This is a genomic window from Salipiger pallidus (genome assembly GCF_014643635.1).
Lineage (GTDB): Bacteria > Pseudomonadota > Alphaproteobacteria > Rhodobacterales > Rhodobacteraceae > Salipiger > Salipiger pallidus.
Genome location: NZ_BMJV01000006.1, coordinates 73,758 through 94,812, shown reverse-complemented (window position 1 = coordinate 94,812; position 21,055 = coordinate 73,758). Strand labels below are relative to the sequence as shown.

Below are 21,055 nucleotides of genomic sequence, written 5' to 3'. Positions count from 1 at the left end.
CACAACTCCCAATCGGTGCAAAGCACCGCATGATTGTAAGGACGAAATATCCATGTCTAGCATCCTGACGAACAATGGCGCCATGGTGGCGCTGCAAACCCTCAAATCCATCAATGGTAACCTTGCCACCACCCAAGCTGAAATCTCGACCGGTAAATCCGTCGCAAGCGCCAAGGACAATGCCGCAGTCTGGGCCATCTCCAAGACCATGGAAGCTGACGTAAAAGGCTTTAAAGGTATTTCCGATAGCCTGAACCTCGGCGAGTCGACGGTTGCGGTTGCTCGCCAGGCCGCCGAGACGGTGACTGACCTGCTCACCGAGGTGAAGGGCAAGATCGTCGCGGCACAGGAAGAGAACGTCGACCGGGACAAGATTCAGGTCGATATCGATGCTCTTCGCGATCAGATCTCGGCGGTCGTGGGCGCCGCTCAGTTCAACGGCCTGAACCTGATCGACAATACCAATTTCGAAGCCGGAACCGGTTCAGTCAACGTGCTGGCATCGCTTGATCGGTCGGCGACCGGAGTTGCTGCCTCCGACATCAACGTTGCGAAACAGGACCTCGGCACCAGTGCAAGCTCGATTGCAGCCACAGGCGGTACCTACACGGAAGGTACCGGTGCTGACCAAGTCACGCTGAATGCGACCACGACTGGCAGTATGGACCTAGGGACCAACGGTATCGCCCCTACCGCTGGCACGGGCTATGCTATCCGGGTCGTCGGCGTGGGTACCTTGACTGGCTTGAATACCACCGGTGCCAACACGCAGGCCGGTATGGCCACCACGGAGATCAAGTTCGTTGCACGTGACGGTGACACGATGGACGACGTTGCGGCCGGTCTCGAGGCTTCATTCAACCAGTACCTGGCGGAGGAAGGTATAGATGCGGCGACACTCTCAGTCTCGCGCAATGGCGATACCCTGTCTTTCGCCGGTGGAACAGATGGTACGAATACGATCCAGCTTAGCTTCGACACGGTTGTTGCAGACGCGACAACAGGTGCCGGGACGACAATCGGTGGGCGCTTGGAGGCGTTGTCGGATATCGACGTGACCACTCAGTCAGGTGTCGACACCGCGCTCACTTCAATCGAAGGGCTGATCCAGACGGCCATCGACTCGGCCTCCTCGTTCGGTTCGGTCCAAGGCCGAATTGAAACCCAGACTGATTTCATCTCGGGTCTCACTGATGCGCTGAAGTCCGGCATCGGCACCCTTGTTGACGCTGACATGGAAGAGGCATCTGCGCGTCTGCAGGCCCTTCAGGTGCAGCAACAGCTGGGTGTTCAAGCACTCTCGATCGCCAACCAGGCACCGCAGTCTCTGCTCTCGCTCTTCCGCTAAGGCAGAGTCTTGGAGGCCGGTTATTCCGGCCTCCGGTTTCATGACCATCATCAGTCTTAGAAACAGAGTCAGAAGGTTCTGCCGTGAATGCTCAGACAATGGCGCACCGCGCCTACGCCCAATCCGTTACAACTACCCGGACCGACCGAGGTATCGAGTACGAACTCTTCGCCCGCGTCACTCACCAGATCAAGGCCGCCGCCGAAGATGGGCCAAAGTCCTATCCGCGACTCGTTGAAGCCTTGTATGAGAACCGCCGCCTCTGGATAGCGCTCGCAGTCGATGTCGCAGATGAAAAGAACGAGCTGCCACAAGACCTGCGCGCACAGATCTTCTATCTTTCTGAATTTGTGCAAGCCCAAACTGGCAAGATTTTGCAGCGTAAGGCTCGTCTCGCTCCGATCCTAGAAGTAAACGCCTCAATCATGCGTGGCTTGAGCGGCAGGAGCATAAGTAAATGACCGGGCTCGTCCTAAAATTGGGGCCTCGCGAACGTGTATTGATAAACGGCGCCGTCATCGAGAATGGTGACAGACGCAGTCGCCTGTCCATAGTGACACCGAATGCAAACATTCTCCGACTAAGGGACGCGATCCATCCAGAAGATGCGCGGACGCCGGTACGGCGCTTGTGCTACACGGCGCAATTGGTTTTGACCGGTGATGCCGACGCGGGTGCGGCCAAACTTCAGCTCCTTCAAAACATTGAAGAGCTCAGTCAAATTCTTACAGACACAGACAGCCGAAAGATTCTGAGTAATGCCACCGAATCTTTGCTGGAAGGTCAATTCTACCAGTGCCTCAAGGCGCTCAGGGCACTCATACCAAGAGAGGACCGGCTACTCGCCGCTGCCAAGCAATGACTTATACGCCTATGATCTCCGGAAGTGGCCTCGTCGGCTGGCAAATGCTGCAAAGAACAATCTCCACCCAGAAGGCAGCCTTTGATAATAGTCCCGAGATTGCTCGAGAATCAAAGTATTTCCGAGAGAACATTGGGTCGATTGCGACCGCTGAAAATCTCGTCGAGAACCGCCGCCTCCTTAATGTCACGCTATCAGCTTTCGGCCTACAAGATCAAATTGAAAGCAAATTTCTTATTCAAAGAGTCCTCGAAGAAGACCCTGATGCGGAGGGCTCTCTTGTAAGTAGGCTGGGCAACAGTGCCTATACTGCTTTGGCGAATATCCTTGATTTCAGTGAAACAGTTTTTCACAAGACGCAAGAGGAGGGGTTTGGTGTCTCTATCTTTCAAAGATATGAAGCATCCATGCTTTCAGATCTTGAGGAGACACAAAGGAGATCAATATCTGAATGACCCCACCTACGCCGCTACTTTTGAGCAGGAAGCTAGGGAGAGTATCCGAAGCAATAAAAGTTATTTCTTTGAAGCGATAGGGGAAGTTAGTTCAGCTGAAGACCTGCTGAACGATTATGTTCTAAAAGAAATTGTTATTAAAGCCTTCGGTATAGAGGACAGGAGGAATAGTCAAACTGTTCTGAGGCGTGTACTGGAGGAGGGTTCGAGTGATCCTGGGGCGTTGGCAAACATTTTGGCAGACACGAAGCTGAAGATGTTGGCGCATGCGTTTGAATTTGATAAAGCTGTTCCGACTACTGCCCTACAAAATGCATCTTTTGTAGACAACATTGAAAATCAATACAGATGGCAGCTCTTTGAGGGCGCGGTTGGAGGCGTGGATCCATCCATTGGAATAGCTTTGAAATTTCAGAGATCTATTCCAGACCTATCCTCAAGTGACATAAGTGAAAATGCCAAGTGGTACAGTGTGCTTGGCAGTCAATCTATGCGCACGGTGTTTGAGAAAGCGTTGAATCTTCCAAACGGTTTCAGTCAAATAGATATAGACAAGCAGATAGATGTTTTAAAGGAAAAATCTGAACGAAAATTTGGTATTTCTTCATTTAGCGATCTGGAGGATATGGGAAATGTTCAGAAACTGATCGGCGCCTACCTCTTGCAAGATCTAGCTTCCAGTACTGATAGTACGGGTGGTGGCTCTATCGCATTGAACTTGTTGAAGTCGTAAATGTTCACTATAATGTTTACACTCGGAACTCATTGAGTTGGTTAGATGCCGCTAATTCACCGCTTGAAAACAAGCGGTGACCATATCTGATCTGATCTCTTGTAAGCGTCGTCTCGACCCCATACTTTCGATGATGGGTTCGGGTACGAGGTGAGCTCCATCTCATGCCTGGGGAGAAGAGTATCAGAAAGTTGTGTTGGCGAATTCCTGAAGTGACGCGGGAGACGTGCTGGCGGTAACGCGCAGCTGCATCGACCCACTGAAGACCTGCTCATGCTACAAGGGAGAATGTAGCCATGAGTAAGACGATGGACGACAGCATCATACGGTGGACGGCGAAGCGTAAGACGAGGCTCGTCATTGAGACCACCCAAGGCAAGACGACCGTGTCGGAGGCAAGCCGGTCCTTCGACCTGACGCTCTCCGAGATCGAGGGCGGGGTAGAGGATGCCAAGCGCGGCATCGAGAACTCGCTGCGCGCCAAACCGCTCGACATCCGCGAGCAATACGAGAAGCAGCTCCGGGACCTGCAGGACGCCTATGGCGAGGCCGTGCTGGAGCTGCGGGCGCGAAGAAAGCTTCAAGCCCTGCTGGATGCGCAGGACGGGAAGTGATCCGTCGCATCCAGCAGGGCCTCATTGCCGAGGGCGTCGTTGTGTCGGTCGCCAAGCTGTGTGCCTGGTTTCGGCATCCCGAGGCGGACGGTCTACTACAAGCCGGTGAAGGCTGCGCCTATGGTCGAGGCCCGCTTTTCCGAGCCGATCAAGAAGCTGATCGAGGAAGAGCCGTTCTTTGGCTATCGGACCGTGGCTTGGCTCCTGGAGTTCAACAAGAACACCATGCAGCGGATCTTCCAGATCAAGGGCTGGCCCCTCTCGGCAGCATGCTGCGCATGCGCCTGCCGGGCGACGGGTGCGCAAGCGTGCCGTGGCATGCGGCCCCGCATCCAGGCCGTGCCGTCGGTTGCGGCTGCGCCGAACGAGCGCTGGTCGACGGATCTCGCCCGTATCTGGACGGACAAGGACGGCTGGGCTTCCTTGGCGTTCGTCGGTGAAACGGTCCCCCGGACCGTTTCAAGACCCTCCTCACTGATCGACTGCCACACCAGCGAGTTGCTGGGCTGGCACCTGTCGAAGTCCGGCAAAGCCACGACCGCCAGCGCCGCCCTCGAACACGCCCTGATCGCCCGGTTCGGCACTTTGAGCAAGGTCGAGGAAGAGTTCCTGCTGAGGTCGGACAACGGTCTGATCTTCACCAGCCACCACTTCACCAGGATCGCCCGCAGCTACGGCCTGAAGCAGGCGTTCATCACGCCACACTGTCCCCAGCAGAACGACATGGTCGAACGCTTCATCCGGACGCTGAAGAAGCAATGCGTGCATCGCCACCGTTTTGAGACCATCCAGCAAGTGATGCGCGCCATCGGTGACTGGATCATCATTGGATGCGCGACGTATTCCGCGCCCAGCTTCGACACGGTGCGCTCGCTTTTCACTACTCTCAGCGCCACCCGAGCCTTAGAGCCTGAGCCAGGGTTCTTCGTTTCAACATGAATTATCGCCTCGTTCTTGGAGACGTGAAAACGTCAGACCGAAGCTCACGTCAGTGTTCGATCATCAGGGAGGTGCTCAAAATAACTAAGTATCAATCGTTTCTCTCTTAGACAGGAGCCATGAGTTCGGCTTGAGGGGATGAAGATGATTTTGGCGATGGGTCTTCCAGAAGGAGGGCAATCGGGGGTAGCCCTTCAAAAATGGCGCAGAACCGGCGTTTTCGGGCGTAGCTGAAGATGGAAAAAGCCACTTCGACCTTGTTCCGACCGACAGTTCTGCTCGCGGTAGCCCTCATGGCCGTCATCGTGATGATGATTCTGCCCGTACCGTACTGGGTGCTGGATGTGGGGCTTGCAGCATCTTTCGGGCTGGCCATCTTGATTTTCACCGTGACACTTTTCATCGAGCGGCCTCTCGATTTTTCGGCGTTCCCGACCATCTTGCTGGCGTCTTTGATGCTACGCCTTTCGCTGAACGTCAGCTCGACGAAGCTCATCATCGGGCAGGGGCATACCGGAACTTCCGCCGCAGGGAACGTGATCGAAGGCTTTGCGAACTTCGTGATGGGGGGCAGCGTTTTCCTGGGCCTGGTGGTCTTCGGGGTTCTGATGATCGTCAATTTCGCAGTGATCACCAAGGGTGCGGCGCGTATGGCCGAGGTGGGAGCCCGGTTTGCGCTTGACGCGATGCCGGGCAAGCAGCTTGCGATCGACAGCGACATGGCCGCAGGAGCCATCGATCATGCGGAAGCTAAACTGCGTCGCGAACGTGAACAGCAGGAAACCACATTTTTCGGCTCTCTAGATGGTGCGTCCAAGTTCGTGAAAGGCGACGCTGTGGCAGGCCTTTTGATAACTCTTCTGAACTTTGTGATGGGCATGGCCATGGGGGTGTTCGGGCAAGGGATGGCCCTGTCGAATGCCTTTGAAACCTACGCGATACTTACAGTTGGCGATGGGCTCGTGACGCAGATCCCGGCGGTCATCATCTCGATCGCATCGGGGCTCTTGCTGGCCCGCGGTGGGGCGATCGGGGCGACGGATGCCGCCGTGGCCGGGCAGTTGGCACGGCATCCTGCGGCGCTTGGCACCGTTGGTGTGCTTATGGCGCTGTTCGCGCTTGTGCCAGGTCTGCCATTCTTGCCGTTCATACTCGGTGCAGGTGTTCTTGGCGGCCTCGCCATCTACATGGCGCGGCGCACCCCGGATGAGCCAGAGCTTTCAGAAGGAGCTGAGGTGGTCGATGCCCCGACGGAGCGACCAATCGGTGACATACTGGATGTCGACGAGATCCATGTCGAATTTGCACCGGATCTCGTGAACATGGTTCTGGATCCCGGTGTTGGACTGGATGTCCGTATCGGGAACATGCGGCGGCATGTGGCATCGGGCTTTGGCGTCGTCCTGCCGGAGATCCGGCTTACTGATGCGCCAGCCCTTGATACCGGGATCTACGTAATCCGCATCCATGGGGTCGAGGTGGCGCGGGGCGAAATCAATCCAGACATGGTGCTGGCCCTCATCGGCGATGACAAGACACGTCTTCCGTCCGGTCGCGACGTGGACGAACCTGTCTACGGGGCGCCCGCACGCTGGATCAAGCCGCAAGATCAGGACCGTGCTGCGATCACCGGTGCGACCATAATAACACCGACCGAGGTTCTTGCGACTCACCTGCTCGAGGTCATTAAGCGCAATTTCGGCCGGCTTCTGACGCTCAAGGCATTGCGCCGATTGCTCGATGAGATGGTGTCGCTCACCAATACCTCCAGGGCCGAAGCGAACCGGCGCCTTCTCGATGAGCTCATCCCCGAAAAAGTGTCGATTGACACGCTACACCAGGTTTTGCGCCTGCTGCTCGAGGAGCAGGTCAGCGTCCGCAACTTGCCCCTCGTCCTCGAGGCGATCTCGGAGGTCAAGGGCCAGCAGATCGGAGTCGATCAGATCTGCGAACATGTCCGCCAACGGCTTGGCTTCCAGCTGGTGGCGGCCATGCGGCGCAATGACGGAACGATCCCACTGATCCAGCTTGCTCCCGAATGGGAAGATACCTTCTCGACTTACCAGGTGGAAAGCGCGCGAGGCGGGCTCGATGTGGCACTGCCACCGGATCTGTTCGACTCCCTCACCACCGGTGTCGCGTCCGAGATCAACCTGGCAGGAAACAGGGGGATTTTTCCGGCCCTCGTCACAAGCGCCCGTCGCCGCCGTTTCCTTCGCACGATCCTGTCTGCGAAGGGGATCAGCAACCCGGTCCTGTCATTCGAGGAAATCGGCATTGAAGCGCGGCCTTCCCTTGTCGGCGTGGTGGCCGGATGAGCTTTTTGCCAGAGCTGATAGAAGAGGGAAGCGCACTGCTCTGGCTGGCGGCCGTGGTGTTCTTTCGAGTGGTCGCGATGGTTTCGTTCCTGCCGGGCTTTGGTGAGCAGGTCGTTTCCGCCCGTGTCCGCGTCGTCATCGGCTTCATGCTGACCGTTGCCATCCTGCCGGCCACCGCCGAACTCATCACCCCTCCGGACAGCTTGCCGCAACTGCTTCTGGCGATCCTGACCGAAAGTGTGAACGGTCTTGTCCTGGGCATATGGCTTCGCCTGATCATCCATGGACTCCAGGTAGCCGGCAGCATCGCGGCGCAATCCACGTCGCTGGCGCAGCTGCTGGGCAACAGTGGGGCTGACCCGATGCCGGCCATCGGACATCTCCTGAATGTCTCGGCGCTCGCCCTGCTGATGCTGAGCGGCTTCCACGCTAAGGTCGCTTCCTTCCTGATCCTGTCATACGATCTTTTGCCGGCTCTGAGCTTTCCCGACCCCGCAGCCATTGCCGAAGCGGGGCGCACGCAAGTCACACGGAGCTTTGCGCTGGCCTTCACGCTGGCCGCGCCATTCGTGGTGCTGTCAGTGCTCTACAATCTCACGCTTGGCTTCATAAACAAGGCCATGCCACAGCTCATGGTGGCCTTCGTCGGCGCCCCGGTCATCACCCTCGGGGCTCTCGGCCTGCTGTTCCTGAGCGCACCGGTAATGCTCGCGGTCTGGCTGTCCAGGATGGACGCTTTCCTGTCGAACCCCGGGTGGTAGGTCGGCATGGCGGAGGAGGACAGCGGAGAAAAGTCACATGAGGCCTCTCAGCGAAAGCTGGAGGATGCACGCAAGAAAGGGGAAATTCCGCGATCTACGGATCTGCTGACGGCCGTGCTCTACCTGTCCATGCTGGGGACGGCGGTCGTGCTGGGCAGCATGTCGTTGATGCAGTTCGGAACGGTGTTGATGCCGCTCATCGAACAGCCGGACCGGCTCAGGTCGCTGTTCTTTTCCGGCCACTCCGCAGCGCCGACTGGTGGCCTGATCCTTGCAGTGCTTACTCCGGTGCTGCCGTGGTTGGTGATCCCGGCGATTATGGTGCTTCTGGCGTTGTTCGCGACCCAGGGGCTTGTCTTCACGGGCTCCAAGCTGGCGTTCAAGTTCAACCGCCTGTCAATCATCGAGAACGCAAAGAACAAATTCGGGCGTCGCGGCCTGTTCGAGTTCGTCAAGAGCTTTGCGAAGCTGGTGCTCTATTCGGTGCTGCTCGGGGTCTTCCTCTCGGGACGCCTGGATGAGATCGCTGGGCTGGTGCGGTCGAGCCATCGTGAGGCTGCGGTGGTGCTTGGCAGGCTTATGGTGCAGCTTCTGTCCATCGCCGCGATCATCGCGGTCGGGCTCGGGGCGATCGATTACCTGTGGCAACGGGCCGAACACATGCGGCGCAATCGTATGTCCCAGAAGGAGTTGCGGGACGAATACAAGGAATCCGAAGGTGATCCGATGTTCAAGCAGCACCGCCGCGCCCGCGCGCAGGAGCTGGCACTGAACCAGATGATGGGCGATGTGCCCGACGCTGATGTGATCATCGTGAACCCGACCCACTACGCCGTCGCCCTCAAATGGAGCCGGAAGGGGGGCGAAGCGCCGGTTTGCGTAGCCAAGGGCCTTGACGCTGTAGCGCTGAAGATCCGCGAGGTGGCGGAAGAAAACGGGGTTCCCATTCACCATGATCCGCCCACTGCCCGTGCCTTGCACGCCACAACCGAAATCGGTGTTCAGATCCAGCCGGAACATTACAAACCCGTCGCTGCGGCGATCCGCTTTGCCGAGGACATGCGGCGCAAGATGGGTGACAGCCTGAAGGGCAAGAGATGAGCGAAGACCTCAAGGCATTGCTGAATGTGACCTCCCTCATTCGGGAACGTGCTCTCGAAGGCTACCGCCGCGACCGCGCCGAAGAAGCCGGCCTCGCGGCGGAACTGGGCCGCATCGACGCCATGAGACAGGCGGCACATGCGCAGACCGACTCCCTCGACACTCGCAGGCTCATGGGCGCGGACACGCTCTGGCAGGGGTGGCTGGCCCGACGGCGTGGAGAGATCAACCGAGAGATCGCCCTCAGCCGGGCCAAGCAGGCGCACAGCCTCGTTGCGGCGCGCAAGGCCTTCTCCCGGGACGAGGCTGCCCGGAGCCTCGTCGCACAAGGCAGGACGGACCTTGCTGAGGCGCGCCACAAGAGAGAGGAGCGAACGCTTGAAGACCTGTCGCGACTGTTCAGCCGTGATGCGGATCCTTGAGCGGCAAGCGCATCCACCGCAACGGGTTCGAGTTTTATTGAAGAGCAGTCCTCATGGCTGCGTGTATCCTGCCGCCGGCGATCAGGACTGGCGGTGCCGGTTGCATGAGGGAAGGCAAAGGCAGATCCTCTGCCCGTTTCATCGCCGCGCCTTGCTGCGTGACGACAGGATGCGGCGCAGCTCGCCGCGTCCGTTAGCGCGCTGGTTTCCGTCACTGCGCTGTGACGCGATCAGGCCCTCGCCGTCGTAAAGACGTAGCGGGGAGACGGCGACGCCGCTACGCCGGGCCACATGTCCGACACTCGGAAAGCGGGGCATAGCCGTTGTCGGCATCCTGCAAACTTCACTTCATCCCAAGTTAATTTGAGGTTCCATGAGGGCATCCGGCTTTGCCCCGCAAGTCTTCTGGCACCCCCGTCGGAGTGAATCGGATTCGGCGCTTCCTCCCTCCGAGCCGGGCCGCAGGATAGGGGGTGTCTCCGCCATACGACCGAACCACAGAATATCGCGCTGGTCGCCGGCGCAAACCGGGGCATCGTCGCCCGGCTGGCGCCCGCCAAGGTGAACACCCTGCTGGCGGCCGTGATCTGGAGAAGGGCAAGGTCGCCGCCGCACCCTTGATCAAGGAAGGTCTTGCGGTCACTTCCCTTGCAAATCGCCGCCACAGGCTAGGCCAGCGTCACCGGGGCCAAGGCACGGATTGAGGCCGAATTCGGTCGCCTAGAACTCTCAGTGAACAACGCGGGCACTGACCTTGCTTTTGACCCGCACCTGTCGTCGGTCAAGAACATGAAGCGCACGCTTCAGCTTAACTTTGGGGGCACCTTGTGCGTGGCCGGTGGGATACTGCTTCTGCTGACGGCCAGCGACGATGACCGCATCGTGCATTTGTCGTCAGCATTGGCGTCCCTCGGCCTGCGCCATGAGCCGGGGCGGCAATGCAGGCAAATGCTGCTGACCACCTACGCGGCCTTCAGGGCGGTGCTGAACGCGCTGACGGTCAGCCAGCTGGTGGCGCTGGTGGGGCAGAGGGGCAAGATCAGCGCCATCTGCCCCGGCTTCACCGCGATGGAAGTCACCGGTTTTCGGCCCGACCGCACCACGCAACGGGCCGCCGCCTACACGCTGCGCGTGGCGCTAGACGCGGACGTGACCACGAGCACATTCTGCAACGATCAAGGCGTTTTGCCTTGTTGATAGGAGGCCGTGCGCCCCCCGCATTCACCGATTGATGAAGCCGTTTCGTGACGGGGAAGACCTCGGCAGCCCTTTTCCTTTGCCGCAGGCGAAAGAGATACCTTCCGATGACGGACATGCTTTCGGGTCCAGCAGGCAGAGGAGGCCAAAGATGAAATCAGCCTTGTCGACCACGCTGTCCGAAAGCTTCCACACCGTCCACGGCGCGAAGGGCAGTATCGAGCCGCCGCATGTCATGCTCTACGGCGACGACGCCCGGGCCAAGGAGGTCGCCTTCGGCCTCGCCCGCGTCATTGGGTTCGAGCGGGCGGAGACCGGCGGGCTGCACAATGTGCGCAATGTCGAATCCTTCGCCCTAGCGATGGACGAGCTGGCCCATATCCAGCCCAGGCCGGCGTCGTGGGCCTAAAGAGTGATAAAGGTGCACTGAGGCGCAGAACATAAAGGACCAAGCCATGAAAATCACTCGCCGCGGAGGGACCCCGTCGATGTAAGGCTCGGAAGGAACTTTCTCGGGGACCGTTCGTCTCGAGAAGATGTTCCAGGCCGACGAACCGGGCCGCACCTCCGGCGCCCACGTGACCTTTGAGCCGGGCACACGCACCCCGCCGGCCAGACCATCATCATCACTTATGGCCGTGGCCGCGTGCAGCGCGAAGGCGGCCCGATCAAGGAAGTGACCGTGGGCGACGTGGTGTTCTTTGCCGCCGGTGAAAGGCACTGGCACGGCGCCTCGCCCGAGAACGCCATGAGCCATATCGCCGTTCAGGAAAGCATCGACGGCTCGCCGGTGACCTGGATGGAGAAGGTCTCGGACGAAGAGTACAACGGCTGATGCCGCAGGCCGGAGGTCCACCCTCCGGTGATGATGGACCCGTTATGGCCCCCGAGGGGCGGCCTTCTGCATTTCTGGGGCGATCCGTCCCGAAAGACCCAAAGACATGACCGACCGCCCCCCTTGCCGTGGCGGCACTGGTGGCTGGTGTCGCTTGCGACCTTCTCGCCGCCGCTGACGGCGCTGGAGGCGATGAAGCTGTCGCAGGGCCTCTGCAGCGGAGAGCAGGCCCGGGTGATGAGCGCCATGCCGGCGGGCTGCTGACCGCAGGGGCCTTCGGTGCCACGCCGGGCCGGCGGCGCAGCTTTGTCGGGGGCTCTGGGCCACCGCGCTGTTCTCGGTGGAGGAGGCGTTGGCGCAAAGCGGGTCCATGCTGATCCTCGGCTGTGTGGTGGCCCGGCTGCTGCTGTTCACCGGCCAGGGGATGGCGTGGTGGGCGGTGCTGCCGGGGCCGCTTCTGGCGGGGGTGTCGAACGGCATCCTCAGCGCCTCGCCCGGCCATGCAGATCGTGCCGTCATGCGATCGGCTGGCAACAATACCCCACGACACCGGCTCGGCGCTGGGCATCGCGCTGATCTCGATCCTGATCTCCGGCACCCGGCCCGGAGACCTCTTAAAGCACCGGCATCAGGCGATCTGGATGACCATGACTTTCAGCCGTCCTTGCCTTGCAGCGATGGCCGTTCGCGACCGTCGGCAGGCTCGTCCGGCGGATCGATGAATCTCGCTCATGACTGCCATTAGGCAATCAGCTGGGCACCGAGACTTTAAATGCGGAACCACGGGCTATCTTTCAACGGTGAAGGACCGCCGCCCACAAGAATGACAGGAAGGACGCACCATGCCCCCACCCATCGAATTCCAGGTCCGCCGGCGCACGCTGCTGGCAGGATCCGCCGCCGCAGCCGTCTCCGCAGGCTTCACCGGCAAGGCTGGTGCGCAATCCGGTGCCACCCCCGCCGGTTCGGAAACCACCACCGTATCGCTGACCGTCAACGGCGAGGCCCGCGAGGTCACCGTCGACAACCGCACCACGCTTTTGGATGCGCTGCGCGAACACCTGCAGCTGACCGGCACCAAGAAGGGCTGCGATCACGGCCAGTGCGGGGCCTGCACCTGCAGTGTGAACGGCAACCGCGTGAACTCCTGCCTGTCGCTGGCCGTCATGCATGACGGAGACGAGATCGAGACCATCGAGGGCATCGGCACACCCGAGGCCATGGACCCGATGCAGACCGCCTTTGTCGAGAACGACGGCTTTCAGTGCGGCTACTGCACTCCTGGCCAGATCCAGTCCGCACGGTCCGTCATTGAAGAGATCCGCGCCGGCATCCCGTCCCATGTCACGGGCGACCTGACGGCCGAGATTGCCATCACCGACGAAGAAATCCGCGAGCGCATGTCCGGCAACATCTGTCGCTGCGGCGCCTATTCCAACATTCTGGCCGCCATCACGCAGGTCGCGGAGGAGAGCGCATGAAAGCCTTCAGCTACGAGAAACCCACTGATGCCGCAGCCGCAGCGGCCCGTGCCGCGGAGGTAGAGGGGGCCAAGTTCGTCGCCGGGGGAACCAACCTGCTCGACCTCATGAAGCTGCAGATCGAAGCGCCGGTGCACTTGATCGACGTCAACGGTCTCGGCCTCGACGAGATCACCGAAACCGACGAAGGCGGCCTGCGCATTGGCACGCTGGTGACCAACACCACGCTGATGGCCGACGACCGCATCCGCCGCGATTACGCGGTGCTGACCCGAGCCATTGCCGCCGGTGCCTCCGGGCAGCTGCGCAACAAGGCGACCACGGGCGGCAACCTGCTGCAGCGCACCCGGTGCCCGTATTTCTACGACACCGCCATGCCCTGCAACAAACGCGCCCCCGGCTCGGGCTGCGGTGCGCTCAGCGAAGGTGCATTCAGCCGCCAGCTTGGCGTGATCGGCACGTCCGAATCCTGCATCGCGACGCATCCCTCGGACATGGCCGTGGCCATGCGCGCGCTGGACGCCGTGGTGGAAACCGTGACGCCCTCGGGCAACACCCGCCAGATCCCGCTCGAGGAATTCCACCTGCTGCCTGGCGACACGCCCGAGCAGGAGAACGCCCTCATGGACGGCGAGCTGATCACCCACGTGGTACTGCCCGCGCCGGTTGGCGGCGTGCAAAGCTACCACAAGGTGCGTGACCGGGCGTCTTATGCCTTTGCGCTGGTCTCCGTTGCGTTGATCCGTCAGCCGGACGGCACCGGACGCGTTGCGCTTGGCGGCGTGGCTCCCAAGCCTTGGCGCAGTGCCGAGGCCGATGCCGAGCTGCCCAATGGCGCCCGCGCGGTCATCGCCAAGCTTCTCGAAGGGGCGAACCCCACCGAGGAGAACGCCTTCAAGATCACCCTCGCCGAGCGCACGCTCGCAGCCATGCTGAAGGAGGCCTGAGATGCAGTTCAACGAACCCGCAGGGACGAACCTGTTCGACAGCGCGACCATCGTTGGCAAGGACCACACTAGGATCGACGGTCCGCTCAAGGTCACCGGCGCCGCGCCCTACGCCTACGAGCGTCATGACGTGGTCGAGGGCCAGCTTTACGGCTACCCGGTCGGCGCCACCATCGGCCACGGCACCATCACCGCCATGGACACCGAGGCTGCCAAGGCCGCGCCGGGCGTGCGCGCCGTGGTAACCACGCTGGACATCGACCCGCTCGAGCTGGGCATGAACAACGTGGCGCGCCTCTTCGGCGGCTCCGAGGTGATGCACTACCACCAGGCCATCGCCGTGGTCGTGGCCGACAGCTTCGAGCAGGCCCGAGCCGCCGCGAACCTCATCACCGTGAGCTACGAGGAAGGCGAGGCCGTCGATTACAGCCTCGACGCCGCGTTCGAGCGGATGGAAGGCACCGGCGAGCCGGACACGCAGTACGGCGACATGGAAGCTGCCTTCAGTGACGGGGCGGTCACCATCGACCAGATGTACCACACCCCCGGCGAAAGCCACCAGATGATGGAGCCCTTCGCCTCGATCGTCGACTGGTCCGACGGTGGCGATCTGACCGGCTGGATTTCCAACCAGATGATCAACTGGACCCACGGGTCGCTCGCGACCACGCTGGGCATCAACAAGGAGCGGGTGCGCATTGAATCGCCCTATGTCGGTGGCGGTTTTGGCGGCAAGCTCTGGCTGCGGGCGGACACCGTCCTTGCGGCGCTTGGCAGCCGTGCGGCCGGGGCCCCGGTCAAGCTGGCGCTGCCGCGTCCGATGATGATGAACAACGCCACCCACCGGTCGGCGACCGTTCAGCGCATCCGCCTTGCGGCAAATCCGGACGGCAGCCTGCGCGGCATCTCACACGAGAACGTGTCCTACTGCCTGCCCGGCGGACGGGGCGAGAACGCGACGGCCCAGACCCCGCTGTTCTACGCGTCCGAAGCGATGCACGTGAAGAACCACCTTGCCGAAATGCCCCTGCCGGAAACCGCGGACATGCGCGCGCCCGGCGAAGCGGCCGGCCTCATGGCGCTTGAGATCGCCATGGACGAGATGGCCGAGGCGCTCGAGATGGACCCTGTGGCTTTCCGCCTTGCCAACGACACGCAGGTGACCCCGTCGAACCCTGACATGCCCTTCTCGGAGCGGCATTTCGCGGAATGCCTCGAACAGGGCGCGGAAGCGTTTGGCTGGGACAGCTCGCGCCCCGCGCCGGGCAGCCGCCGCGAGGGCGACTGGCTGATCGGGCAGGGCGTTGCCGGGGCCTTCCGCGGTGCGCTGGCGCTGCCCTCTGGGGCCCGCGCGGCCATCGAGAACGGCAAGCTGGTGATCGAGACGGACATGACCGACATCGGCACCGGCTCTTACACGATCCTCGCCCAGACCGCCGCCGAGACCATGAGCCTGACCATGGATGATGTGGAAATGCGTCTTGGCAACAGCGCCTACCCGGTGTCCTCGGGGTCAGGCGGCCAGTTCGGCGCAGTGTCGTCCTCGACGGGCGTCTACGCCGCTTGCATGGCGCTGCGCGAGAAGATCGCCCAACAACTCGGCCTCGAGGAGGCGACCTTTGCTGACGGTCAGGTCGGCAGCGGCAACGAACGCCAGTCGTTCCTAGAGCTGGACGTTGAAGCCGTGGATTCGATCCAGTGGGGCGACTTTATGGGTGAATTCCAGAAGGCCACGTTCGGCGCGCATTTTGTCGAGGTGGGCGTCAACGTCTACACCGGCGAAACCCGCGTGCGCCGCATGTTGGCAGTCTGTGATGCGGGCCGGATCATCAATCCGGTGACCGCGCGCAGCCAGGTCATCGGCGGCATGGTCATGGGCGTTGGTGCGGCCCTGTCCGAGGACATGGCGCTTGATACCGGGCGCGGCATGTTCGCCAACCACGACCTCGCAAGCTACGAGGTTGCCGTGCACGCGGACATCCCCGAGCAGGAGGTGATATTCCTCGATACGCTTGATGATGTCGCCTCGCCATTGAAGGCGAAGGGCGTAGGCGAACTGGGGCTGTGCGGTGTTGCCGCCGCCGTGGCCAACGCCGTCTACAACGCCACGGGAATCCGCCTGCGGGAATATCCGCTGACGCTGGACCTCATGCTGGACCAGCTGCCCGAGGTCTGATCCTCGGGTCCAGTTCGGCGAAACCATGGGAGAAGAGGCGCTCCGGCGCCTCTTTTTTCATTTTGCGCCCTCTGTCGATACCGCGCCGCTTTTACGGACACCATGCAGCGCGGCTTTGATGAACGGCGCTCATGATCTCGTCCGACATCCGCCGTATCATACCCCGAAGCGCAGCGCTTATCTCATGCGGAACGCCTCAGGGGACGACCGTATGCCGCTTCGCCCCTCGCTCAAAGCCTTCAGGACCTGGGGCATCATCACCGATGAATGTTCCGCGGTCCCGCTTCTCTCTGGGCACTGCAGATCGCGTCCTCGTCCCTGTCTTGCCATCGTGTCGGGCAGGGATCTTTCATGTCCAGAGTCAGTTGCGCAATTCTTCGGGGTCGACGCCCCAGACCGCGGTCTTGGGGGCCCAGCCCTCGTATCCGCCCGCCTCGAGCACGCACCAGGTTTCAACACAGTCGCCAAGGTAGGCGATGACCCCAAGCGCCAGCTTGGCGGTCACCGGTGCGTTCTCGTCGGCGCGGGCATGCAGTTCGAGCATGTCCTGCTGCACGAGAACCGTGCGGACACCCGACAGCAGAGAATAGTGAACCCAGCCGCCGGCCCCGTCGGAATCCTGCACCCGGCGCCAGTGGCCATGCTCGGCGGTGATCTCGAGAGGCATGTCGCGGCGCTTGTAGATCCAGTCGATCCTATGGGTCAGAGACGGTCCGCGCCGCACGTTGCTTTCGCTCGCCTTCAGCGACACGTAGCGCGGCAGAGGAAGGTTGGTCACCGGGCCGCGCACCTCTTCGGCGGCCACGGGCGCGGCCATCAGGGCCACCGCGGCGGTCGCCACCATCCGGGCCAGCATCCGGGAAAGACGGCCCCAGGGAAATCCGGTCATGTCCGCATCCTGCTCAGGTTTTTCCGGCGGGGTTCTTGTGCGCTGCCTCGCCTTGGGACACTCTGCCATCCGACAGGGGACATGGAAAGAGACCGGAGGGGGACCATGCCGCACAAGCGACTGAGTGTTGTCGTCACGCGACGCCTGCCTGAGGCCGTCGAAACCCGGCTGAGCGAGCTGTTCGACGTGCGGCTGAGGGACAGTGACGCGCCCATGACCCGCTCCGAGCTGGCCGAAGCGATGCAATCGTGCGACGTGCTGGTGCCCACCATCACCGACCAGATCGACGCGGGGCTTATCGGGCAGGCGGACGCCCGCCTGCGGCTGATCGCCAACTACGGCGCCGGGGTCGATCACATCGACGTGGAAACCGCCCGCCGGCGCGGCATCCTGGTGTCCAACACCCCGGGCGTGATGACCGACGATACCGCCGACATGGTCATGGCCCTGATGCTGGCCGTCACCCGGCGTATGCAGGAAGGCCTTGCGGTCATGCAGCGAGGCGACTGGGACGGCTGGTCGCCGACCGGCTTCGTGGGCACACGGCTGGGGGGCAAGCGGCTGGGCATCCTCGGGATGGGGCGCATCGGGCAGGCGGTGGCGAAACGCGCCCACGCCTTCGGAATGCAGATCCACTACCACAACCGCCGCCGCCTGCGCCCCGAAACCGAAGAGACGGTCGAGGCGACGTGGTGGGAAAGCCTTGACCAGATGGTGGCGCGGATGGACGTGATCTCGGTCAACTGTCCGCACACCCCCTCAACCTTCCACCTGCTGAACGCGCGGCGGCTGAAGCTGCTCAAACCCTCGGCGGTGATCGTCAACACCTCGCGCGGCGAGGTCATCGACGAAAGCGCCCTCACGCGGATGCTCAAGGCGGGCGAGATCGCGGGCGCGGGCCTTGATGTCTACCAGCACGGCATCACCGGCAACCCGGATCTCGTCAACATGCCCAACGTGGTGATGCTGCCGCACATGGGCTCGGCCACCAATGAGGGCCGAATCGAGATGGGTGAGAAGGTGCTGCTGAACGTAAAGACCTTTGCCGATGGCCACCGTCCGCCCGATCAGGTCGTGCCCGCGATGCTCTGACACGGGCCGCCAAACTGCAGGTCGTTCACGGATTAAAACGTCGCAATACTGCCATGATTGACGGTAAAACGTTATAACGGTCTGTCAGTGTTCAGGAAAATCGGGGGTATGCGCCACGGAATCGCCACATTGCGTTGGCGGGTTCGGTCATTCCTTCCTGTCATCTTCAGCCTCATCACGAATGTGTGGGTAACAGGTGACGTAACGTGGAACAGATTTCGATACTCTCTTCGCCGCTTTGGCTGACTGCGGCAGACACGGGCAAGGGGCTGACCGGCCCCGAGGCCTTTGACGACATGGACATCGCGCAGCTTGATGTGCGGTTTCAGAGGCAGAAGGTCCACACCGCCTTCGGAGATGACGCGACCGCGGCGCTTGCCGTGCAGTACGGTGGCACCGAGGTAGGCGTCGCCGGCTGGAAGATGATGGCTGACGAGCAATACCGCGATGCGCTTGCCGCCGCGGATGACGTAACGGAGGGGCATCGCCGTTTCGGCTGTTCCGGTGCCGCGCGCTTTGAGGGCGACGGTAGCGTGCGAGGTCTTCGTAACGCGGCGGTCAGCCTTGGCTATGCGCTGGAACTTCACGCACTGGATGACCAAGGCCCGCATGACATGCCTGCCGTTCTGGCCGATGGGGGCGATGAACAGCGCCCCGGGCTTTCGATCCACGAGGATGTGCTCGACGATATCGTGACAGGCGCTGAGGGCCCGTCCTTGGAGGCCGGGCCCGTAAGCGGTGCGGCGGATCTTCCCGACGTTCCGGGGTCATACACCAGAGCACTTGTCGGCCCGGAAACTCCTGCCGCCCTGTCGCTGGGCGAGATGGAACAGCGCCTACACATGGGGGATGCCCAGACCGAACTGTCGCATTTCCTCGTAGGGGGTGATGCCTTCACCACGACCCCGGCGCAGTCGGTCCCGGGCGATGAGGACAGTGGCGGAAGGGATTGGCTTCTGGCGCTGTTCGATGATCCGCAGACCGATACCTTCGTCTTCCGCAGTCCCGAGGAGCGGGAGATAGCTGCGCAGGGTGAGCAGGGGCGTTGGGATGCAGATCTGCCGTTCGATGAAATCACCGCCCCCGAAACGGACGTCCTTGTCCTGCATGATGCCACCGATTCCGGGCATGACGCCGAAGAGGATGCGGCCGTTGCGGATGGTTTGCTGGCAGAGCTCTCTTCGGATTACGCCCTGCAGTACGCCAATGATGCCGCGTGGTGACCTCCGGGACCGAAAAAACGCCCCCCGGTGTCCCGGCGGGCGTTTTCGTTTCAGGCAGGGTGATGACCTGTCAGGTCACGTCCTTGTAGCTGATTTCCTTGGCATCGCTGCCGGTCTTGTTGCGGCGCACGTGAAGACGGTTGAGCGCGTTCACATAGGCACGGGCCGACGCGACGACTGTGTCGGTGTCCGCCGACTGGCCAGTGGCGATCTTGCCGTCTTCCTCGAGGCGCACGGACACGGTGGCCTGGGCGTCTGTGCCCTCGGTCACGGCGTTCACCTGGTAGAGCTGAAGCCGTGCGGCGTTCGGGTAAAGCTTGCGCACCGCCTTGAAGGTCGCGTCCACGGGGCCGTCGCCGAATTCGTCGGCGCTGACTTCCTGGCCGCCCACTTCCATCTCGAGCATGGCCTCCGCCTGCCCGGCGGTGCCGCAGATCACCTTGAGCGACACGATCTCGAGGTGGTTTTCCTGCTCATCCGCCATGTGGGCGGTGACAAGGGCAAGGATGTCCTCGTCGAAGACCTCCTTCTTGCGGTCGGCAAGATCCTTGAACCGCACGAAGATGTCCTTGAGTTGGTTGTCTCCGACCTCGGTACCAAGCTCCTTGAGCTTGGCGCGCAGCGCGGCGCGACCCGAATGCTTGCCAAGGGGAAGCGAGGTGCCCGCAAGGCCCACGTCCTCGGGGCGCATGATCTCGAAGGTCTCGGCGTTCTTGAGCATGCCGTCCTGGTGGATACCGGATTCATGCGCGAAAGCGTTCTTGCCGACGATGGCCTTGTTCGGCTGCACCTGGAAGCCGGACACCGTGGCGACACGGCGCGAGATATGCATGATCTTGCGGGTGTCGATGCCGGTGTCGAAGGGCATGATGTCGCCGCGCACCTTGAGCGCCATCACCACCTCTTCGAGGGCCGTATTGCCCGCCCGCTCGCCAAGGCCGTTGATGGTGCATTCGATCTGGCGTGCCCCTGCCTCGACGGCGGCAAGGCTGTTCGCCGTCGCCATGCCAAGGTCGTTGTGGCAGTGGGTGGCAAAGATCACCTCGTCGGCGCTGGGCACCCGTTCGATCAGCCGGCGGATGAGGTCCGCGCTTTCGAGCGGGGCGGTATAGCCCACGGTGTCGGGGATGTTGATGGTGGTCGCACCAGCCTTGATGGCGATTTCGATGGTGCGGCAGAGGTAATCCCATTCCGTCCGCGTCGCGTCCATGGGGGACCATTGCACGTTGTCGCAAAGGTTGCGCGCATGGCTCACCGTTTCATGGATACGGTCGGCCATCTCGTCCATGGAAAGGTTCGGGATGGCGCGGTGCAGCGGCGAGGTGCCGATGAACGTGTGGATGCGCGGCCGCGCCGCGTGCTTGACCGCCTCGTAGCAGCGGTCGATGTCGGCCGGCTGGGCCCGCGCGAGCCCGCAGATGACGGCGTTGCGGCTACGCTCGGCGATCTCCTTGACGGCGCGGAAGTCGCCTTCGGAGGCGATTGGGAAGCCCGCCTCAATGATATCGACCCCCATATCCTCGAGAAGCTCTGCGATTTCGAGCTTTTCGTCGTGGGTCATGGTTGCGCCGGGCGATTGTTCGCCGTCGCGGAGCGTCGTGTCGAAGATGTACACGCGGTCTTTGGCTTGATCGGTCATGTCTTATGAATCCTGATGGTCTT

Annotated in this window: 23 protein-coding genes; 20 read left to right on the top strand and 3 right to left on the bottom strand. The window is 61.7% G+C overall.

Translation table 11 applies throughout. The features are described 5' to 3' along the window. The first annotated feature begins 52 nt into the window (after positions 1-52). From IEX41_RS14605 to IEX41_RS14555, 11 genes are all read left to right on the top strand, one after another. Positions 53-1,348 carry a flagellin N-terminal helical domain-containing protein gene (locus tag IEX41_RS14605; protein WP_188791000.1) on the top strand — a complete coding sequence of 432 codons (1,296 nt, stop codon included), beginning with the start codon at positions 53-55 and terminating at the stop codon, positions 1,346-1,348. A gap of 83 nt (positions 1,349-1,431) precedes the next feature. Then, on the top strand, positions 1,432-1,809 hold the full coding sequence (flaF, locus tag IEX41_RS14600) for a flagellar biosynthesis regulator FlaF (protein WP_188790999.1): 378 nt from the start codon (positions 1,432-1,434) through the stop codon (positions 1,807-1,809). After that, a complete protein-coding gene (gene flbT, locus IEX41_RS14595) occupies positions 1,806-2,210 on the top strand; it encodes a flagellar biosynthesis repressor FlbT (protein WP_188790998.1) in 405 nt (134 codons plus the stop codon). Before flaF ends, flbT begins: the two co-directional genes overlap by 4 nt. Next, complete coding sequence (locus IEX41_RS14590; RefSeq protein ID WP_188790997.1) at positions 2,207-2,665, top strand: DUF1217 domain-containing protein; 459 nt, start codon at positions 2,207-2,209, stop codon at positions 2,663-2,665. Before flbT ends, IEX41_RS14590 begins: the two co-directional genes overlap by 4 nt. Then, positions 2,586-3,398 (top strand): DUF1217 domain-containing protein, encoded by an 813-nt coding sequence (locus tag IEX41_RS14585; RefSeq protein ID WP_188790996.1) that lies wholly within the window; start codon positions 2,586-2,588, stop codon positions 3,396-3,398. Before IEX41_RS14590 ends, IEX41_RS14585 begins: the two co-directional genes overlap by 80 nt. A gap of 296 nt (positions 3,399-3,694) precedes the next feature. Further along, positions 3,695-4,012, top strand: coding sequence for a transposase (locus tag IEX41_RS14580; protein WP_188790995.1), 318 nt, complete (start codon positions 3,695-3,697; stop codon positions 4,010-4,012). A gap of 120 nt (positions 4,013-4,132) precedes the next feature. Continuing rightward, positions 4,133-4,951, top strand: coding sequence for a DDE-type integrase/transposase/recombinase (locus IEX41_RS21565; RefSeq protein WP_229673251.1), 819 nt, complete (start codon positions 4,133-4,135; stop codon positions 4,949-4,951). A 236-nt stretch (positions 4,952-5,187) separates the two neighbouring features. After that, positions 5,188-7,269: a flagellar biosynthesis protein FlhA gene (flhA, locus tag IEX41_RS14570; RefSeq protein WP_188790994.1), complete on the top strand. Its 2,082-nt coding sequence runs from the start codon at positions 5,188-5,190 to the stop codon at positions 7,267-7,269. Continuing rightward, positions 7,266-8,030: a flagellar biosynthetic protein FliR gene (locus IEX41_RS14565; protein ID WP_188790993.1), complete on the top strand. Its 765-nt coding sequence runs from the start codon at positions 7,266-7,268 to the stop codon at positions 8,028-8,030. Before flhA ends, IEX41_RS14565 begins: the two co-directional genes overlap by 4 nt. Before the next feature lie 6 nt (positions 8,031-8,036). Continuing rightward, positions 8,037-9,131, top strand: coding sequence for an EscU/YscU/HrcU family type III secretion system export apparatus switch protein (locus IEX41_RS14560; RefSeq protein ID WP_188790992.1), 1,095 nt, complete (start codon positions 8,037-8,039; stop codon positions 9,129-9,131). Further along, positions 9,128-9,553, top strand: a complete 426-nt coding sequence (locus IEX41_RS14555; protein ID WP_188790991.1) for a hypothetical protein — start codon at positions 9,128-9,130, stop codon at positions 9,551-9,553. The genes IEX41_RS14560 and IEX41_RS14555 overlap by 4 nt, the downstream gene beginning before the upstream one ends. A gap of 138 nt (positions 9,554-9,691) precedes the next feature. On the opposite strand, the gene IEX41_RS21910 is transcribed toward IEX41_RS14555, so the two are convergent. Next, the gene (locus tag IEX41_RS21910; RefSeq protein ID WP_373285648.1) at positions 9,692-9,871 is read right to left on the bottom strand and encodes a MerR family DNA-binding transcriptional regulator; all 180 of its coding nucleotides are present in this window, start codon (positions 9,869-9,871) and stop codon (positions 9,692-9,694) included. A 381-nt stretch (positions 9,872-10,252) separates the two neighbouring features. Here IEX41_RS21910 and IEX41_RS14545 point away from each other — a divergent pair, with 381 nt between their 5' ends. The 7 genes from IEX41_RS14545 (at position 10,253) to IEX41_RS14515 (ending at position 16,189) form a co-directional block, all read left to right on the top strand. Next, complete coding sequence (locus IEX41_RS14545) at positions 10,253-10,750, top strand: SDR family NAD(P)-dependent oxidoreductase (protein WP_188791273.1); 498 nt, start codon at positions 10,253-10,255, stop codon at positions 10,748-10,750. 151 nt (positions 10,751-10,901) lie between these two features. Further along, positions 10,902-11,159, top strand: a complete 258-nt coding sequence (locus IEX41_RS14540; RefSeq protein ID WP_188790989.1) for an NAD(P)-binding domain-containing protein — start codon at positions 10,902-10,904, stop codon at positions 11,157-11,159. Between the two features lie 237 nt (positions 11,160-11,396). Then, positions 11,397-11,585 carry a cupin domain-containing protein gene (locus IEX41_RS21775; RefSeq protein WP_308421509.1) on the top strand — a complete coding sequence of 63 codons (189 nt, stop codon included), beginning with the start codon at positions 11,397-11,399 and terminating at the stop codon, positions 11,583-11,585. A gap of 370 nt (positions 11,586-11,955) precedes the next feature. Continuing rightward, the gene (locus IEX41_RS14530) at positions 11,956-12,330 is read left to right on the top strand and encodes a hypothetical protein (RefSeq protein WP_188790988.1); all 375 of its coding nucleotides are present in this window, start codon (positions 11,956-11,958) and stop codon (positions 12,328-12,330) included. A gap of 97 nt (positions 12,331-12,427) precedes the next feature. Then, positions 12,428-13,066, top strand: a complete 639-nt coding sequence (gene paoA / locus IEX41_RS14525) for an aldehyde dehydrogenase iron-sulfur subunit PaoA (protein WP_188790987.1) — start codon at positions 12,428-12,430, stop codon at positions 13,064-13,066. Further along, positions 13,063-14,013, top strand: coding sequence for an FAD binding domain-containing protein (locus IEX41_RS14520; RefSeq protein WP_188790986.1), 951 nt, complete (start codon positions 13,063-13,065; stop codon positions 14,011-14,013). Before paoA ends, IEX41_RS14520 begins: the two co-directional genes overlap by 4 nt. Before the next feature lies 1 nt (position 14,014). Next, a complete protein-coding gene (locus IEX41_RS14515) occupies positions 14,015-16,189 on the top strand; it encodes a xanthine dehydrogenase family protein molybdopterin-binding subunit (RefSeq protein ID WP_188790985.1) in 2,175 nt (724 codons plus the stop codon). A 361-nt stretch (positions 16,190-16,550) separates the two neighbouring features. On the opposite strand, the gene IEX41_RS14510 is transcribed toward IEX41_RS14515, so the two are convergent. After that, entirely contained in the window at positions 16,551-17,045 is a 495-nt protein-coding gene (locus tag IEX41_RS14510; protein WP_188791272.1) for an SH3 domain-containing protein, read from the bottom strand. 138 nt (positions 17,046-17,183) lie between these two features. Between IEX41_RS14510 and IEX41_RS14505 the strand changes: the two genes are divergently transcribed. Together IEX41_RS14505 and IEX41_RS14500 are read left to right on the top strand one after the other, a co-directional pair. Beyond that, positions 17,184-18,170: a 2-hydroxyacid dehydrogenase gene (locus IEX41_RS14505; RefSeq protein WP_188790984.1), complete on the top strand. Its 987-nt coding sequence runs from the start codon at positions 17,184-17,186 to the stop codon at positions 18,168-18,170. A gap of 206 nt (positions 18,171-18,376) precedes the next feature. Continuing rightward, entirely contained in the window at positions 18,377-19,393 is a 1,017-nt protein-coding gene (locus IEX41_RS14500) for a hypothetical protein (RefSeq protein WP_188790983.1), read from the top strand. A gap of 70 nt (positions 19,394-19,463) precedes the next feature. On the opposite strand, the gene IEX41_RS14495 is transcribed toward IEX41_RS14500, so the two are convergent. Beyond that, a complete protein-coding gene (locus tag IEX41_RS14495) occupies positions 19,464-21,032 on the bottom strand; it encodes a 2-isopropylmalate synthase (protein WP_188790982.1) in 1,569 nt (522 codons plus the stop codon). Positions 21,033-21,055: the final 23 nt, after the last annotated feature.

Bases quoted from the DNA above. Each gene is read 5' to 3' on its own strand.
- paoA (WP_188790987.1), top strand. From the start codon at position 12,428: ATGCCCCCACCCATCGAATTCCAGGTCCGCCGGCGCACGCTGCTGGCA.
- IEX41_RS14495 (WP_188790982.1), bottom strand. From the start codon at position 21,032: ATGACCGATCAAGCCAAAGACCGCGTGTACATCTTCGACACGACGCTC.
- IEX41_RS14510 (WP_188791272.1), bottom strand. From the start codon at position 17,045: ATGCTGGCCCGGATGGTGGCGACCGCCGCGGTGGCCCTGATGGCCGCG.
- IEX41_RS14520 (WP_188790986.1), top strand. From the start codon at position 13,063: ATGAAAGCCTTCAGCTACGAGAAACCCACTGATGCCGCAGCCGCAGCG.
- IEX41_RS14605 (WP_188791000.1), top strand. From the start codon at position 53: ATGTCTAGCATCCTGACGAACAATGGCGCCATGGTGGCGCTGCAAACC.
- flbT (WP_188790998.1), top strand. From the start codon at position 1,806: ATGACCGGGCTCGTCCTAAAATTGGGGCCTCGCGAACGTGTATTGATA.
- IEX41_RS21565 (WP_229673251.1), top strand. From the start codon at position 4,133: ATGGTCGAGGCCCGCTTTTCCGAGCCGATCAAGAAGCTGATCGAGGAA.
- IEX41_RS14590 (WP_188790997.1), top strand. From the start codon at position 2,207: ATGACTTATACGCCTATGATCTCCGGAAGTGGCCTCGTCGGCTGGCAA.
- IEX41_RS14555 (WP_188790991.1), top strand. From the start codon at position 9,128: ATGAGCGAAGACCTCAAGGCATTGCTGAATGTGACCTCCCTCATTCGG.
- IEX41_RS14580 (WP_188790995.1), top strand. From the start codon at position 3,695: ATGAGTAAGACGATGGACGACAGCATCATACGGTGGACGGCGAAGCGT.
- IEX41_RS14505 (WP_188790984.1), top strand. From the start codon at position 17,184: ATGCCGCACAAGCGACTGAGTGTTGTCGTCACGCGACGCCTGCCTGAG.
- IEX41_RS14515 (WP_188790985.1), top strand. From the start codon at position 14,015: ATGCAGTTCAACGAACCCGCAGGGACGAACCTGTTCGACAGCGCGACC.
- flhA (WP_188790994.1), top strand. From the start codon at position 5,188: ATGGAAAAAGCCACTTCGACCTTGTTCCGACCGACAGTTCTGCTCGCG.
- IEX41_RS14560 (WP_188790992.1), top strand. From the start codon at position 8,037: ATGGCGGAGGAGGACAGCGGAGAAAAGTCACATGAGGCCTCTCAGCGA.
- IEX41_RS21910 (WP_373285648.1), bottom strand. From the start codon at position 9,871: ATGCCCCGCTTTCCGAGTGTCGGACATGTGGCCCGGCGTAGCGGCGTC.
- IEX41_RS14530 (WP_188790988.1), top strand. From the start codon at position 11,956: ATGCTGATCCTCGGCTGTGTGGTGGCCCGGCTGCTGCTGTTCACCGGC.
- IEX41_RS14540 (WP_188790989.1), top strand. From the start codon at position 10,902: ATGAAATCAGCCTTGTCGACCACGCTGTCCGAAAGCTTCCACACCGTC.
- IEX41_RS14565 (WP_188790993.1), top strand. From the start codon at position 7,266: ATGAGCTTTTTGCCAGAGCTGATAGAAGAGGGAAGCGCACTGCTCTGG.